This is a genomic window from Marinicrinis sediminis (assembly GCF_042685085.1).
GTDB classification, from domain to species: domain Bacteria; phylum Bacillota; class Bacilli; order Paenibacillales; family KCTC-33676; genus Marinicrinis; species Marinicrinis sediminis.
Map to the genome: position 1 here is coordinate 1 of NZ_JBHUMM010000014.1, position 16,211 is coordinate 16,211.

Genomic DNA, 16,211 nt, shown 5'->3' on the forward strand with positions numbered 1-16,211 from the left:
CTCCTGCGGACTTTTACAAACGTAAACAGCTAGGCGAAGTTACCACAAAGGAAGTCAGACTTTAAAAATGACAGACAGGCTTAGTTTGAAAGTGATTCTGTCCAATTTTCGGGGGTTAATCCGCTTGAGGCTGGTATCCTCAAGGTCTTTCTTTTACCTCCATCCAGTGCCGAATGAATCGGACGGTTGTAATTTAAGTTCCTTATGATTTGGCAACACGTCTATAGAACTTAACACTCATCACATTTGTATGATATTTCCAAATATGCCTGTAACCAACCGACGTACGAATGGAGTTTGGTAAATGAATAATTACAAAAGGTTCATTAGCAGTAAAAAACAATTTGAAGAATCACTGAATTTGATTAAAAAGGTGTTCAATTATGAAAAGCGACTTCCTGAACAAGTTTTCAAAATGGAATTTTCTAAAAACTATGTATTTGACTTCGATATAGTAATGAGTTCTTCATTTTGGGGTGAACTGGAGCGACTTGTTACTTTATCAGATGACCAGCACATATTGATGGCAGTATTAGATCCGCACCCGGAAAGTTATTATTATAAAGAGTTTTCTCAATATAATTGGTGCATCCTTTCCAGAAATTTTACAGAGAAAGAGTATTGGGAGACTATCGAGTCAAGTCCAGAGGCTAGTCCTGCGGATGCTATTGTGTTTAATTCGGAAACGATAGTCTGGGTATCATCTTCTATGAAGTGGGCAATGTGGGGAGAGAGGAGTTACGGTATTTGTATTTTAGGTATAAGCGACGGAGTAAGTACGTTTGAAAGTGAAGTGAATTTAACGTTAGAGCAAGCAATTAATGAATTGGTATCACTAAATTTTGGGGGAGAAGTTTCTAAGGAAGTAGTATCAAAATTGATGATGAATTATTAACACTTGATCAGATCAATAGTAAGATCTGAATTACCAATAGCAAATCAGGCAACATTTTAAGGTTTCTTCGTATTATTGAACAGATGTCATGCATTCCAGTGGTCAGTAAATCGGATGTTTGTTGAGCCAATTGCTACAAAGTAATCACAACACTGACAACCATGTATGTTGGGTTGAAAGCGGAAGGTGGGTGTTTCCATACTTCCATACCTATTCGCTTTGGTCTTTAATGTAAGGAGCAAAAAATATGAAAAATAGAAAAAACAAAAAAATATTTATAATCATTTTGATAGGTCTAATAATTTTTGCTTTAATCGCCATTATTGGAACAATCGTTTTGCATCATAAGCATATGAATGAAATTGAACGTATTATAACATTACATAGTGGAGAAGTAGTTGAAGTAGACAGAGTAAGGCTATCAAAGTCTCCATTTGCAGATGAGAGTGGAAGCCATAACGTGGCCTATAAGATACTTTTTAAAAAGGATGGTCAACATTATGAAGCCTGGTATAGAGGAATTAAAACAGTGAATGATATTCATAGCAAACGACCAGATAATGGAAGAGGTTATCCGGAAAAGTGGATATTCATTGAAGATCCTATCACTCCATAATGAATTCGAATTCTTCCATAAGAATCGTAAGTTTACGGCACATGCAAAATCAAAGGAAAGCTTTACGAGCGTGAACTCGCATGAAGAAACACTTTTTAAACTAAAGACTTGAGGTCAAGTGATGAATTCTTGGAGAAAATACTTTCTAATTATTCTATTGGTACCCCATATTGTCACAATTTTTTTAGGACTTTATAGTTGGTATAAAATAAATAAAACGAGTCACTGTGCCAATAAGAATGGGCTGACATTCATGAAAAAACGCCCAATAGAAATGGTGGATACGGAACTGACCCCATAACGTGAGACAAATCAAAACACCTTCAAGAAAAGATGACCATGTCGTATGATGTGGAGGACAACTTGGAGGTGTTTTTGCGTTGGCAACTAGATTTAATTATCCAGTGGGGAAACCGTACAGCTACGGAAAAGGGCCGGCGCACTCTTCAGAACCCGAGATGTCTTCCCTCATAACAGTCGGAATCGTGACACGAACATAAGATGCTCATCATTTGGTAATAACTATTACCATGAATTGGAGAGATATAGATGTTACCCAAATTGATTGCATGGCTTTTCCTTATTGTTCCGTGGATAACGTTGTTAGGATTGAGAAAAAAAAGTTTGAAGCGCTTCATGCCTGTGGGCATCTTGGCTTCTTTTATTATGGCTGTGTACAATGTTATCGCCTCTCATCAGAAGCATTGGATCATTAAAGTGAATATTATTCCCTTGTTGAAGCCACTTTTTGTTCCCGGAGTGTTTGGCATGTTTTTGGTCGTCACGATCTGGGTATTTCATTTAACATATTCACGTTTCTGGCTTTATTTGGCTGCAAATATCGGGATTGATTTTATGTTTGCTGTCTTCCCTGTTCATTATTTACTGCAAGACGTGGTGGGTATTTATGAATTGGTAAACATTACAACGTGGCAGCGGATGCTGCTGTTTGTTGGCTTTTCGATCATTTTATATGGATTTCAAAGATGGCTGGATGAAGTCCTAATTGAAAATGCAGAACACCATGCTTGATCCAAAACCTCAACACGTGTCAAATGAAGTCAATGGATAACTTTGCTTTTGTAAACAAACACACATAAAAAAGAGAAGACCCCAGCCCAGTCCAAGAATAAAGCCAAAGCCAAAGCCAAAGCCAAAGCCAAAGCCAAAGCTCAGACACGGACACAGGATATCTTCTCTTGCATGATTAGATGCTTCATGAACTACAAAACGATCCCACTCAAGCAGGCCATAAAAATGCAGAACCATGAAAGCGTATGGATGTTTCATTTGAAACCATTAATAATGTTAATTTGAAACCATTAATCAGGTAAATTGGAATCTTTGAGATTTTTGAAGTCCTTGTCCTCTGATCTATTTGACTGAGTGCCCTCCTGCTCTTGCTCCTCGTCAACTCCCGCCTGATTGACCTCGCCTGCATCGGACTCTGTGTTTCCATCCATTTCCCTGCTTCTGAGCAGATCCTGATTTTCCATTTGGTACGCGTTTCCCGGCACGTTGGTTGATCGGCTGTACTTGCGCAACAGCAGAAACAGCGGAATACCGATGATCAGCAGAACGACCAGAATGGGCAGAGCACCAGCGAAGAAAATGACGAGACTTTGGAAGAACATCTTCAGGAAGTTCAAACTACCAGTCATCGCTTCACTGACTTTGTCTGCAAAGGGCCGTTCCTTCTCTTCTTTGCTATTTATGGCCGTCTCTTCGCGCGGTTCATACATTCGCAGCTCAATGGTTGAATAGGATACATTTTGATCCAGGTAGCGAAGCCGCCCCTTCAGACGCTCGATCTCTTCCTGAATGCTGGCCAGCTCTTTCGAGTAGGAGAGCAGATCCTGGCTGCTCTTGGCCGTTTCCATGAAAGACAGCAGTCTCGCTTCTACAACTTGTTTGGCCTTCAAACGGGATTCGATGTCCACATATTCCTCCGTGACATCCTCGCCTTGAATTCGTGTTTGCAGATCCGTTGGATTCAGCAAATCGAGCTGATCGATGAAGGATTGAAATCCACTCGCAGGTATTTTGAGTGTGAAGGTTCCCCCGTTTTCATACTCCGTCTGTCCTTCACTAAAGTGCAACATATAGCCCTTGGACAAATGAACCATATTTCGAATCTTTGACTGTGCTGCCGCATAGTCTTCTACTTCCATCGTGACATTTGCCGTATAAATAATGCTTCGTTGCGTGCTGCTGATCGCGGTCTCATCCCCCAGGCTGGCTTGCGAAGAGACATCCATGTCCGCACTTGTTTCTCCCGCCGTCTCAGCTTCAACACTTGGCTCGCTCAACGACTTGCTGCTGTGATTGGCATCATCCGTCGCCATATCTGCATTTCCGTACTCCATGCTTGCGTTGTCATCGTTTGAACTGCTGCAAGCAGCCAGGACCAGCAGCATGGCCGCCAGCAAGATGGCCACCCATTTGTTTGTTTTCATCTTTAGACCCCCATCTAAAAGATTATTCGTGCAATTTCTTAGACGATCCCTTTTTGTAAAATGTTGCATACGATATGAAGATCGAATGTGCTGGACGATAGGGGACATTCGGTATAGAATAGCAAACGTGTGAATCGGATCGATGAGCTGGCTGGGGATGCCTGCTGGCTGGCTATAGACTGGGAAATACCGCGGAAGAATGAACGGGGTTGAAGGGAGCAAGCGGATGGCACAGTTATACTTTTATTATGGAACGATGAACTCATCGAAATCTGCGCAATTATTGATGGCCAATCACAATTATCGCGATCAGGGCAAGAACACCATTGTGTTTAAACCGAAACGGGATACAAGAGATGGCCCTTATGTTACGTCCAGAGCATTCGAGGAGCAATTGCCTGTCATCTGGATCGGTGAAGATGAGCAGGGCCGAATGTGCGCGACGACGAGAGAACAGATGGCAGAGCGTGACATTCATTGTGTGCTGGTCGATGAGGCACAGTTTCTTACTCCTGCCCAGGTGGACGAACTGACGGATATCGTGGATGAGTTGCAGGTCCCTGTGCTCTGTTATGGGTTGATCACGGACTTTCAGACCCACTTTTTCGCAGGCAGCAGAAGACTGATGGAAATCGCCGACAAGCGCAGCGAGATCAAGACGGTCTGCTATTATTGCACCTCCAAATCCTTGATCAATATGCGCATTGATGAACAGGGACAGGCGGTGACAGCAGGAGAACAGGTCAAGATCGGTGGAAACGATACGTATCGTCCGGTATGCCGAAAATGCTACAAGCAGCGCACGACCAGATCGACTAGGAAGCAGCAGTAGAGCGTGGGGTTACAGTTTTCCTTTACGGGCTTTTTTGCAGATGAGCTTGTAGCGGCGACCGTATCCTTTGCCGTATCGAACGATTTTGCGTAGCGGCCGTGGGTCGTCCAGCAAGGTGAACGGACACGGGTCAGGACGGGTATTGACCTCAAGGATCCATGGGTAGCCCTTTTGATCGAGCGCAATATCCAGTCCAATTTCGCAAATGGCAGCATGGTGGCGGCGGAGCTCTTTGGCTGTCAGCAGCGCAATATGTTCCATCTGGCGTATACGCTTGCGAGTTGCGCTGATGCCGATGGTACGCTCCAGCAGCGGTTTGACCGGAAGAATACTTCCACCCTGACTGCCATTGGTGACGATTCGTCCCTTTTTGGCCATACGGGCAACCATACCCGTGCATATGAAAGTGCCCTTTTCATTTTTTTGTACCATAATGCGGATATCGAAAGGCTGTCCGCGATGCTTGAGCAAATGAATGCCTTTTTGAATCAAATAGGCGCGATCTTCCGTCAACGTATTCAAAGACCTGTACATTCCGGCATAGGAGGTATAGGTCTTTTTTGTCAGGCCGAGTTGATATCCCCACAACTTCACGGCATGATGAAGAGTTCCCCCGCATTTCTTGCATCGTTTGTTGTGCGTGTGCTTTCTGGCTTCCGGGTGTTGTTCCACGCGCATGACCCCTCTGCCCATTGAGCCGCTTCTGGGCTTCATATATACCATGTGATATCGATTCAGCATCCGGGACAGGGTGGATTTGCTGAGGGTTTTTGTCTCCGGGATATAGGAGCGCAAGGTTGGGTGTTTCAGGAGCAATCTCGTCTTTCCTTTTTTATCATGCAAATGAAAGGTGTAGGTCCCGCTTCCATTCTTCTTTAATTTCCTTTGTTCTCTTGTCTCCCTTACCTGATTTGACTTGATGTTCTTGCTCGTCTTTTTAGACTTCGAGTTTCGGATCACGGTGATGGTGCCTGCTTTTGTTCTTCTTGTCTTTCGGCTCATGTTGGATAACCCCTTTCTAGTGACGGGTGCATGCACGTACACTCGCTTCTCTAACACTCATATGCGGCGACGAACCATTTTGTCTAGGTGGATAGCACGATCGAAGAACCCAATCCGCTGCGCCGCATATGGTGAAGCATAAACGGGATTTGAACGGAGGGAAGCCAATGAGTCCGAACCATGATGAACAGGTAGACAAACAGATAGACAGAAAAATTCGACAGGCATGTCAGGCGTTTCCGTGGCTCCAGCAGCTGCTGGAGCAGGAGGGTCAGGTGAACCTGAATCAACCGCTTCAGGCATCTGATTTGATCCGTTGTCCGTGGCTGACAGCTGAGCGTTTGCAGCCTTATTATGAGGGGGACTTTTCTCATCTGGGCACATACGTTTATCGGACTTCCGGTACGAGTGGAGGGAAGCGCAAGGCCATATGGTACTCGGAATCGGATGAGGAACAGTACATTGCCATTAAGACGAAGCTGTTCCGCTCATTGGTCAAAGACTTCGGTCACAGGCGGGTGACAGCCGATATGGGAACCGGTCATGCCGCTTATACCTCCACCGTCATTTTCAAGGCGCTTGGTATGGAAGTCGATGCCATTGATTATACATGGCCGGTGCAAGCGCATATTGACCGTCTGCAAGCTTTCAAGCCGACCTTGCTCTATACCATGCCCTCTATTCTGGAGCGCCTTGCGGATCACCTGGAAAACCCGCAGGAGCTGGGACTGAAGCAGATTCTGCTCGTTGGCGAGATGGCTTCACCGGCCTGGCAGCAGCGAATGGCTGAACGATTTGGCTTACCCGCAATGTCGATTCAGGATACGTACGGTTCGATCGAGATCGGCACCATCGCTTATTATGACCACCGTACAGGACGGTACCAAATTGTGGAGGGCATTTTTGCGGAGGGCCTGTCTGCTTCGGGAGCGGGGGAAGAGCTGGCGCAACTCGGACCTGACGAGCAGATTCTGGTGCTGACCTCCTGGGTAAGGGATGCCTTTCCGGCGCTTCGATTCGTGACCTATGATGTGGTTCGGGATTTGCGTACGGAATGGAGAGATGGCAGGTGGGTGCAGAGCTTCTCGGCGATTGTGAAGCGGGTAGGGCCGGAGCTGAAGCATGGAGAGAAGATCAGCCTGTATGATATCGAGCGCGTTATTTATCGTCATCTTAAGGAGGCTACGATTCGCGTGAAGATGGTTCAGCGTCAATTGCAGGTACATGTGCGGTGTCATCCATTATCAGAGGAAGAAGTTACGGCCATTCAGACCGATCTGCATGCATGTATGCCCGAAATTGGCGCCATGATCCAGGGGGGACTGCTTGGCAGCATCGAACTGATCCAGTCACATCCAGGAGACGGGATGGATGCGGACGGGCAAGGGCCAGTCAAGGGGAAGAAGATCTATTATGACTAACGAGACGGAACAGATATTCATGCGTCGTCATGGCTACTTCTCTGCGGTCGGTCACACGCCGCTCGTGAAACTGGGGAGATTATTTTCGGAGGAAGAAACCGGTCTTGAAGTTTATGCCAAACTGGAATTGCTCAATCCGGGCGGCAGTGCGAAGGATCGTCCGGCTCTCAGCATGCTGAAGAGGGCTTGGACAGAAGGCCGGATCGGTGAAAACTCTGTCATTCTCGAATCCAGTTCGGGCAATATGGCGATCAGTCTTGCTTCCTTGTGCGCCTGTTTGGGTATCCGGTTTATCAGTGTGGTGGACCCGAAGACGACCGCCCAGAATCTTCGCCTTATTCAAGCTTACGGGGGAGAGATCGAAGCGGTGACAGAGCCTGATCCGGTTACCGGTGAATACCTACCTGCGCGCTTGCATCGCATTCAGTCGCTGCTCGCCGAGATTCCAGACAGCTGCTGGTTGAATCAATATGAGAATGAGGCCAATTACCTCTCTCATCAAGAAACCATGGCTGAGATTGCAGATCGGCTCGGTCACGTGGATGTTGTGCTGGCGGGTGTGAGTACGTGCGGAACGGTACGTGGCTTGAGTGAATATGTACGGAAGACCGGAGGGTCCACGAAAGTGCTGGCAGTTGATGCAAAGGGAAGTTCCATTTTCGGAGGCGTGAAAGGTCCGCGTCGATTCCCGGGTCTTGGTGCTGGTATTTCTCCCCCTTTCAGTCAGGGCCTGAAGGTCGAGCGGGTGATCGAGGTATCCGATGAGCAAATGGTGCAGGGATGCCATGCGCTGCTTCAACAGGAATCGCTCATGGGGGGGGCTTCCTCTGGCGGTGTCATCGCCGCTTTGCAATCGATCGCGCCGACGCTACAGCCCGGCACCGTATGTGTCGTGCTCTTGCATGATCGAGGGGAAAGGTATCTGGACACCGTCTATTGCCCGGCATGGCTGGAAGCACAGTTTGGCAGCATAAAGCCTGAAGCAGACAGGAGGGGGATTAATGCTGTATTTGAATGAGGCGGATATTCGTGCTTTGCCTTATCAATGGTCCACGTTGATTGCGGAAATGGAGAGAGCAGTGCGGGTGATGGAAGCAGGCGATTATGCGCAGCCTATCAAGCCGTATTTGCGTTATGGAGACCCCGCCAATCGGATGATTGCCATGCCTGCATATTTGGGTGGATCGTTTGCGGCTGCTGGCCTCAAGTGGATCGCAAGCTTTCCTTCGAACCGGAATGAGGGGTTGCCAAGAGCACACAGTGTCACCCTGCTGAATGATCACAGGACTGGCAGACCGGTAGCCATGCTGAACGCCACCTTGCCCAGTATGCTCAGGACAGCGGCTGTCAGTGGACTGTTGCTGACTCATTACGTCCAGTCACGTCGATGGAGCACGATGAAAGTTGGTATCCTGGGATTCGGCCCGATTGGCAGGCAGCATGTAGACATGTGTAACAGTCAGTTTGGATCGATGATTTCCAGCTATACGATCTATGATCCTTCCGGTGTGGATTTGTCCGGCATCGCTGAACCGGCGCGGTCACGTGCGCAAGTAGCGGATTCATGGGAGGAAGTCGTGATGCAGTCGGATGTGCTGATTACCTGCACCGTATCCGACAAGAGATATATATCGAGCCTGCCGCGTCCAGGCAGCTTGCTGCTGCATGTGTCGCTGCGCGATTATGTCCCGGAGGCAATTGCACAAGTAAAACAAATGATCGTAGATGACTGGGAGGAAGTGTGCAGGGAGCAGACTGATATCGAACGGCTCCACCTTGGATATGGATTGATGCCAGAGCAGGTCTTTACCTTGCAGGACGTCGTATGTCGACACGTTCTGGATCAAATGGACCCCGAGGAAAGCGTACTGTTCTCTCCCATGGGCATGGGGATTTTTGATGTGGCGATCGCGTCCAGGCTCTTGTTACTGGCCAGGGAGCATCAAGCAGGAACCGCGCTCCCGTAAGACAGGGAAGCGCGGTTCTGTTTGTGTTGTATGCGATTAAGTTGTACGGGTTTAGCGAAACGGAATGGCATCGCCATCTACCAGTTCGGAGTTTGCTTTCATATAAGAGACCAGTTCATTCACCTGGGTATAGGCAACCGCGACATACGTATCGGCAGCGCCGTAGTACACCGCGATTCTGCCTGTCTCTGCATCATGCAGCGTCGCACAAGGGAACGCGACATTTGGAACGAAGCCCGTCGTTTCATACGGTTTCTCCGGTGTCAGTAAATAATCACGAGTCCGATACAGCACCTTGGACGGGTCTTCCTTGTCGAGGAGGGCGGCCCCAATGCTGTACACAAATCCATTGCACGTTCCCGTGACCCCATGGTAGAACATGAGCCAGCCTTCATTTGTTTCAATCGGAATCGGTCCGGCTCCGATTTTCACCCCTTGCCACCAGCCTGAACCGCCTTTAGCCATCACTCTGCGATGCTTGCCCCAGTGAACCAGATCCGGGCTCTCACTGAGGAAGATGTCACCGAATGGGGTATGTCCACTGTCGCTTGGTCTGCTGAGAAGCATGTATTTGCCGTTGATTTTTTGAGGGAACAGAACGCCGTTGCGGTTGAACGGAATGAACGGATTTTCCAGGCGGGTAAACGTCTTGAAGTCCTTGGTCATCCCGAGTCCAAGCGTCGCGCCGCCAAAGTCTGTGCACCAAATGATATAGTAGGTGTCTTCAATCTTCACCAGTCGGGGATCATAGGAGTAAGTAGGCTGATAGGATTGCCCCTGTTCGTCCACCCATTGAATCTCCTCATTTTCAATCTCCCAGTTCAGTGCATCCTTGCTCCGTGCCACATGTAGCTGTGGCTTGCCATGCTTGTGATCCGCGCGAAGCACTCCGATAAATTCCTCGCCATACGGTACGACCGCGCTATTGAAAATACGTGCGGTTTTGGCTGTCGGATTCCAGTTGATAATCGGATTCTCTGTGTGTCTCCACATCACACCCTCTTCGTTAGCAGGCTTATCCTGCCAAGGCATGTTAGGCAATGCTGCCCCGATGATCTTCACTTCATTTTCACTCATGTCCTTACCTCCTTGATAGGGTCGAATGGGTCACCATACATGTAATCATAACAATATTATTTTTGTTATGATAAATAAAATATATAATACTAACAAAACTATAATGTTATGATAACGTTTCCCTTGCCGGTTCGTCAATGATGAATTTCGCAATCTGTGAAAAGGGAACGAAACGCGCAAAAAAATACGAAAAAAACGGTAATATAATGCCCTAAAATACAGCCAGGGTTGGCGTATAATAGAAAAAAATAGATGTATTAAAGGGTAGTAGAGGAGGAGAGTCATGCAGAAGACGTGGTGGAAAGAAAGTGTCGTCTATCAGATCTATCCACGCAGTTTTATGGATTCCAATGGAGATGGCATCGGAGACTTGAACGGCATTCGCTCCAAGCTGGATTATTTGAAAGAACTTGGGGTGGATGTGATCTGGATTTGTCCCATCTATCAATCTCCCAACGCAGACAATGGCTATGACATTAGCGATTATTACGAGATCATGGATGAATTCGGTACGATGGAACAGTTTGATGCCCTATTGGCTGAAGCCCATGAACGGGGACTGAGGGTGATTATGGATCTCGTTGTCAATCATACCTCAGATGAGCATCCGTGGTTCATTGAATCCCGTTCTTCCACGGATCATCCGAAGCGGGATTATTACATATGGAGAAAAGGGAAGCAGAGCGGGGACCCGCAGGCGTATCCGAATAACTGGGAGTCCGTATTCGGCCATTCGGTCTGGCAGTACGATGAAGAGACCGACGAGTTTTTCATGCATATCTTTACGAACCGACAGCCTGACCTGAACTGGGAGAATCCGCGCATGGTGCAGGATATCCATGAAATGATCAGGTGGTGGCTGGACAAGGGCATTGACGGTTTTCGTGTGGATGCGATCAATCATATTACACGGGAAGAAGGGCTTCCGGACGAGGAGAATCCCCAGCAGCTGAAGACCGTTCCGGCTTATAAGCGCTTCGCCAATTTGCCAGGGGTGCATGATCACATTCGCCATATCCATGAACAGGTGCTGCGGCATTATGACATCATGACCGTTGGGGAAGCGGGTGGCTCTACGCCAGAGGACGCTTTGCTGTACGTAGGGGAAGATCGCCATGAACTGAATATGTCTTTTCATTTCGAGCACATGGGATTGGATCGGGTAAATGTGAACAAATGGGTTCACCGTCCGTGGCAACTGAGCGAGCTGAAGTCAGTCATGAGCCGTTGGCAGGAAGTGCTGCATGGCAAAGGCTGGAACGCGAATTACTGGAACAATCACGATCAGCCCAGAGCGGTCTCCCGGTTTGGCGAGGATACCGTTTATCGCAAGCCGTCTGCCAAGCTTCTCGCTACCTTTATTCACATGCTGGAAGGCACGCCATTTGTTTATCAGGGTGAAGAGATCGGCATGACCAATATTCGCTTTCAGGATCTCTCGGATTACCGGGATATTGAAATCTTCAATTATGCCCGTATCTCGAAGGAAAAAGGAATGCCGGAGCAGACGATGATGGAAGCGATCTGGCGTACAGGCCGGGACAATGCAAGAACCCCCATGCAATGGAATGCAACGGAAAATGGCGGCTTTACAACCGGAACTCCATGGATGAAGGTGAATCCCAATTACACCACGATCAACGTCGAGGAAAGCAGGCAGGACCCAAATTCCATATTCCACTATTATCAGAAGCTGATCCGTCTGCGCAAACAACATGAAGTGATCGTATACGGAAAATATGAGCTGATTGAGCCTGATCACGCGCAGGTGTATGCCTTCACGCGTACGTTCCAGGATCAGCAGCTGCTGGTCATCTTGAATTTCTCGGAGGAACAAGCTGAATTTGAGTTGCCGGACTCCGTGATAGGCTTCGCGGGAGAGTGGCTGATTGGCAATTATGAACATGACACGGAGCCAATGACTGGGAAGAACGGGAAGCTTCCTTCACGTTCTCTGCGTCTGCTTCCTTATGAAGCGCAGGTTTATCTGGGACATTCTAAAGCCTGACCGTATCACTTCAAGCTAAAGGGTATGCGATTTCTTCAAGGTCGCTGACGTACCATGTCAGTGGCTTTTTTTTATGAAGACGGTAATCATTCCTTCACAAGCATGGCAGCGACTTGTTCCTTCAAAATATGCTATGATAGAAGCAACGAATACGAACGTATGTACTTTGTGTAAAAGGAGTAGGTGAAGATGTCTCCATCTGATTTTGTTCATCTGCATGTGCATAGCGAATACAGTCTGCTGGACGGCGCAGCGAAAATACAGGAGCTCGCTGCCTCTGCCGCTCAAAAAGGGATGAAAGCACTCGCGCTTACCGATCATGGCGTTATGTACGGAGCCATCCCCTTTTACAAGGCGTGCAAGAAACATGGCTTGAAGCCGATTATTGGCTGTGAGGTTTACATGACCGCAGGTTCGATTGAACAGAAGCTGCCCAGACACGAGCAGCCGATTTATCACTTGATTTTGCTGGCGCAAAATGAGGAAGGTTACCGCAATCTCATGCGGTTGACGTCGGTTGCCCATCTGGAAGGCTTTCATTATAAACCGAGAGTAGATGAACGGCTGCTGCGGCAGCATCATGAAGGAATCATTGCACTCAGTGCGTGTCTGGGGAGCGAAGTGTCCCAGCAGCTGCTGCATGACAATTGGGAGGAAGCGGTAGAGGCCGCCAGGAAATATGCGGACATCTTCCCGGATCGCTTCTATCTCGAGCTACAGGATCACGGCTTAATCGAGCAGAAACAGGTCAACGAACGGATGATCGAGCTGAGCAGGCATACCGGTCTGCCGCTCATTGCCACCAATGATGTGCATTACATGGAAGAGCCGGATGCGTCGGTACAGGAAGTGCTGATATGTATCGGAACTGGCAAAACCCTGGAGGATGAAGATCGGCTGCGCTTTCATACGTCCCAGATGTACCTGAAGTCGCCGGATGAGATGATGAGCTTGTTCCCGCATGTCTCAGAAGCCATTGCCAACACTTGCAAGGTGGCTGATCAGTGCAACCTGGAGCTTGATTTTGAGCTGTCGATACTGCCCCGGTTCTCTCCTATACCAGAGGGACGGAATGAGGATCGTTACTTGCGGGAGCTTTGCGAGCAAGGCTTGCAGGCGCGATATGCAGAAACGGCAGAATGGAACTCGGCTGAATTTCAGGACAAATTGAAGCAACGGCTGGATTACGAGCTTCAGACGATCTCCAGAATGGGCTATTCCGATTATTTTCTGATCGTCTGGGATTTCATTCGCTATGCACATAGTCAGGGGATTGTGACCGGCCCCGGCAGGGGGTCCTCGGCAGGCAGTCTGGTCGCCTATGTGCTGCAAATTACAGATGTCGATCCGATCAGGTACGGGCTATTGTTTGAACGTTTTCTCAATCCGGAGCGGGTCACGATGCCCGATATCGATATCGACTTCAATGATTTGCGCCGGGATGAAGTCATCGCCTATGTATCGGATAAATATGGCCGCGATCATGTCGCGCAAATCATTACCTTCGGGACGATGGCAGCCCGCGCGGCTATCCGAGACGTCGGACGTGTGATGAGTGTACCGTTCTATGAGGTTGACAAGGCAGCCAAGCTAATCCCGCATCAGGTTGGAATGACGTTGGCCAAAGCGCTGGAGATCAGTCCAGAGCTGCAAAAGCTGCGCAGTTCCAGCCAGAAGGTGTCGGAGCTGCTCCATACTGCGCAGCGAGTGGAAGGGATGCCCCGTCATGCCTCTACCCATGCAGCAGGCGTCGTCATTTCCAGAGAAGCGCTGACCGATCATGTGCCGCTTCAGGAAGGATCAGAGGGTATCCCGCTGACGCAATACTCCATGGAGCATCTGGAATCGATCGGATTGCTCAAAATGGACTTTCTCGGACTGCGCACCCTGTCCATTATCGAACGAACCTTGCAATGGGTGAAGGAACTGACCGGGGAAGAGCTCGATCTGAAACAGATTCCCCTTCATGATCCCCTTACGTATGAGATGCTTAGTCATGGCGATACAACCGGGGTGTTCCAGCTGGAGTCTGCGGGCATGAGACGTGTCCTCAAGGAGCTAAAGCCTACCGAGTTTGAGGATATCATTTCTGTACTGGCGCTCTATCGACCGGGGCCGATGGAATACATCGGACAATATATCGCTGGCAAGCATGGCAAGGCGGAAGTGGTCTACCCGCATCCGACACTGGAGCCTATTCTGAAAGAAACGTATGGCATTATCGTGTACCAGGAGCAGATCATGCAGATCGCTTCCCGCATGGCCGGCTTTTCACTCGGAGAAGCGGATTTGCTGCGACGAGCCGTTTCCAAGAAGAAGCGGGAGATTTTGGATCAGGAGCGGACGCATTTCGTAGAAGGCTGTGTACATCAGGGGCATCGCCCGGAAGAAGCGAATCATGTCTATGACATGATCGTCAGATTTGCCGATTATGGCTTTCCGAAAGCGCATGCGACCGCTTACGGAGTGCTAGCTTTCCAGACGGCCTATTTAAAAGCCCATTACCCGGCTGCCTTCATGGCGTCCATGCTGACCGCAGTGACAGGAAATCAGGGCAAAACTGCCGAGTATGTCGAGGAATGCAAGCGAATGGACATCGCTGTGCTGCCGCCGGATGTGAATGAAAGCGGCATGTACTTTACCCCGGTTCCTGTGACAGGAGAATCGGACAAGCGCGCCATTATTCGCTTCGGGTTGGCGGCTGTCAAAAATGTCGGCTACCAGGCGATTGAGAGCATTACGGCATCCCGGAAATCCAAGCCCTATCACGACCTCCTCAGCTTTTGCCAGCAGGTGGATCTGCGGGTGTGCAACAAGCGGGTCATTGAGTCGCTGATACAGGCCGGCGCCTTTGATTCCATGGAAGGACATCGCGCCCAGCTCATTGCTGTGCTGGATGATGCGGTGGAAATGGCGATGAAATGGAAAAAAGAAAGCGAGGACCTGCAACTGCATTTGTTCGGCTTTCAGGAAGAAGCGAACTGGGAACTGGATTTGCCGGAGATCCGGCCTTATGATCCCATGCAGCAGCTGGAACTGGAAAAGGAAATGACGGGGCTGTTCATCTCCGGTCATCCGCTGGATGCTTATCAGGAAAGGCTTGCCGGATATTCGATGATACCTCTCCACACGCTAAGCGAGCAGGCTGAACATACCGTGGTCAATGTAGCGGGCATGCTGCAGTCTGTCAAGCCTATCCTCACCAAAAAGGGCAAGCAAATGGCCTTTGCGGAGCTGGAGGATCGCTTTGGAAAAGTAGAGGTGGTCATTTTTCCGGAAAGCTGGCAAACCTACAGCAGTCTTCTCACAGCTGGCAAGCTGGTGATTCTCAAGGGCAAGGTTCAGCACCAGGAAGAACAAACGAAAATCATCTGTGAGAAGGTGATGTCGATGGACGATCTCAAACCTCTTCCAGTCCGATCGCTGTCTCACGGAGGAGCCGCGTCTCACAAAGCAGATCAGCAAGAAGTGCGCGAAGCCCCGGAGGGGTCCTATCAGACGGTATTGCGTTCTGAAAAGGGAGATCAGGCTCAGGCCCGCTCATCAGAAGCCAACAGTAAAGTCACTTGGGGAGACGAAGCTGAACAGAACCGTGATGGAGCCGCGCAGGCAAGGGGAGAAAACAACAGGGGTGTGCGCAACCGCACAGTCTCACCCGGGGCGAAGCTGTATATTAAGATTAGCTCCCACCGGGAGCACCCCACATTATTGAAACAACTGCAAGATATTTTACTGCGTCATGCTGGCGACACGTCCGTGATTCTGTTTTACGAGCGGACGGAGAAACCGGTGGCCCTGAGTGCCAAATATGACGTGACCTTCAGCAAGGCGTTGGTGGAGGAAGTGGAGAAATGGATGGGAAAAGGAGCGGTTGCCGTTAAATAGGGAGGAAAATGAGGCGAAACAAGGACAAGATTGTCGGTCTTCTTGCATACAT

At 48.9% G+C, this 16,211-nt stretch carries 12 protein-coding genes; 9 read left to right on the forward strand and 3 right to left on the reverse strand.

Annotated elements, in window-relative coordinates; all coding sequences use genetic code 11:
• Nucleotides 1-304 precede the first annotated feature (304 nt).
• The 3 genes from ACFSUC_RS08400 (at nt 305) to ACFSUC_RS08410 (ending at nt 2,543) form a co-directional block, all read left to right on the forward strand.
• Nucleotides 305-895 carry a diadenosine tetraphosphatase gene (locus ACFSUC_RS08400; RefSeq protein WP_379929099.1) on the forward strand — a complete coding sequence of 197 codons (591 nt, stop codon included), beginning with the start codon at nt 305-307 and terminating at the stop codon, nt 893-895.
• A gap of 247 nt (nt 896-1,142) precedes the next feature.
• Nucleotides 1,143-1,511 (forward strand): hypothetical protein, encoded by a 369-nt coding sequence (locus ACFSUC_RS08405; protein WP_379929100.1) that lies wholly within the window; start codon nt 1,143-1,145, stop codon nt 1,509-1,511.
• 549 nt (nt 1,512-2,060) lie between these two features.
• The gene (locus ACFSUC_RS08410) at nt 2,061-2,543 is read left to right on the forward strand and encodes a hypothetical protein (protein ID WP_379929101.1); all 483 of its coding nucleotides are present in this window, start codon (nt 2,061-2,063) and stop codon (nt 2,541-2,543) included.
• A 290-nt stretch (nt 2,544-2,833) separates the two neighbouring features.
• On the opposite strand, the gene ACFSUC_RS08415 is transcribed toward ACFSUC_RS08410, so the two are convergent.
• Entirely contained in the window at nt 2,834-3,967 is a 1,134-nt protein-coding gene (locus ACFSUC_RS08415; protein ID WP_379929102.1) for a DUF4349 domain-containing protein, read from the reverse strand.
• 226 nt (nt 3,968-4,193) lie between these two features.
• On the opposite strand from ACFSUC_RS08415, the gene ACFSUC_RS08420 reads away from it, so the two are divergent.
• Entirely contained in the window at nt 4,194-4,799 is a 606-nt protein-coding gene (locus tag ACFSUC_RS08420; protein ID WP_379929103.1) for a thymidine kinase, read from the forward strand.
• Nucleotides 4,800-4,808: 9 nt separating this feature from the next.
• Here ACFSUC_RS08420 and ACFSUC_RS08425 read toward each other — a convergent pair whose 3' ends face one another.
• Nucleotides 4,809-5,801, reverse strand: coding sequence for a YheC/YheD family protein (locus ACFSUC_RS08425; RefSeq protein ID WP_379929104.1), 993 nt, complete (start codon nt 5,799-5,801; stop codon nt 4,809-4,811).
• Nucleotides 5,802-5,968: 167 nt separating this feature from the next.
• Between ACFSUC_RS08425 and ACFSUC_RS08430 the strand changes: the two genes are divergently transcribed.
• From ACFSUC_RS08430 to ACFSUC_RS08440, 3 genes are read left to right on the forward strand one after another with little or no spacing between them, the layout of a single operon-like run.
• Nucleotides 5,969-7,222 carry an AMP-binding protein gene (locus tag ACFSUC_RS08430; protein ID WP_379929105.1) on the forward strand — a complete coding sequence of 418 codons (1,254 nt, stop codon included), beginning with the start codon at nt 5,969-5,971 and terminating at the stop codon, nt 7,220-7,222.
• Nucleotides 7,215-8,240, forward strand: coding sequence for a 2,3-diaminopropionate biosynthesis protein SbnA (sbnA, locus tag ACFSUC_RS08435; RefSeq protein WP_379929106.1), 1,026 nt, complete (start codon nt 7,215-7,217; stop codon nt 8,238-8,240). The genes ACFSUC_RS08430 and sbnA overlap by 8 nt, the downstream gene beginning before the upstream one ends.
• Nucleotides 8,224-9,189: a 2,3-diaminopropionate biosynthesis protein SbnB gene (locus ACFSUC_RS08440; RefSeq protein WP_379929107.1), complete on the forward strand. Its 966-nt coding sequence runs from the start codon at nt 8,224-8,226 to the stop codon at nt 9,187-9,189. The genes sbnA and ACFSUC_RS08440 overlap by 17 nt, the downstream gene beginning before the upstream one ends.
• A 51-nt stretch (nt 9,190-9,240) precedes the next feature.
• Here ACFSUC_RS08440 and ACFSUC_RS08445 read toward each other — a convergent pair whose 3' ends face one another.
• A complete protein-coding gene (locus ACFSUC_RS08445) occupies nt 9,241-10,266 on the reverse strand; it encodes a glycoside hydrolase family 130 protein (protein ID WP_379929108.1) in 1,026 nt (341 codons plus the stop codon).
• A 283-nt stretch (nt 10,267-10,549) separates the two neighbouring features.
• Here ACFSUC_RS08445 and ACFSUC_RS08450 point away from each other — a divergent pair, with 283 nt between their 5' ends.
• Nucleotides 10,550-12,274, forward strand: coding sequence for a glycoside hydrolase family 13 protein (locus tag ACFSUC_RS08450; protein WP_379929109.1), 1,725 nt, complete (start codon nt 10,550-10,552; stop codon nt 12,272-12,274).
• 189 nt (nt 12,275-12,463) lie between these two features.
• Entirely contained in the window at nt 12,464-16,159 is a 3,696-nt protein-coding gene (locus ACFSUC_RS08455; protein WP_379929110.1) for a DNA polymerase III subunit alpha, read from the forward strand.
• Nucleotides 16,160-16,211: the final 52 nt, after the last annotated feature.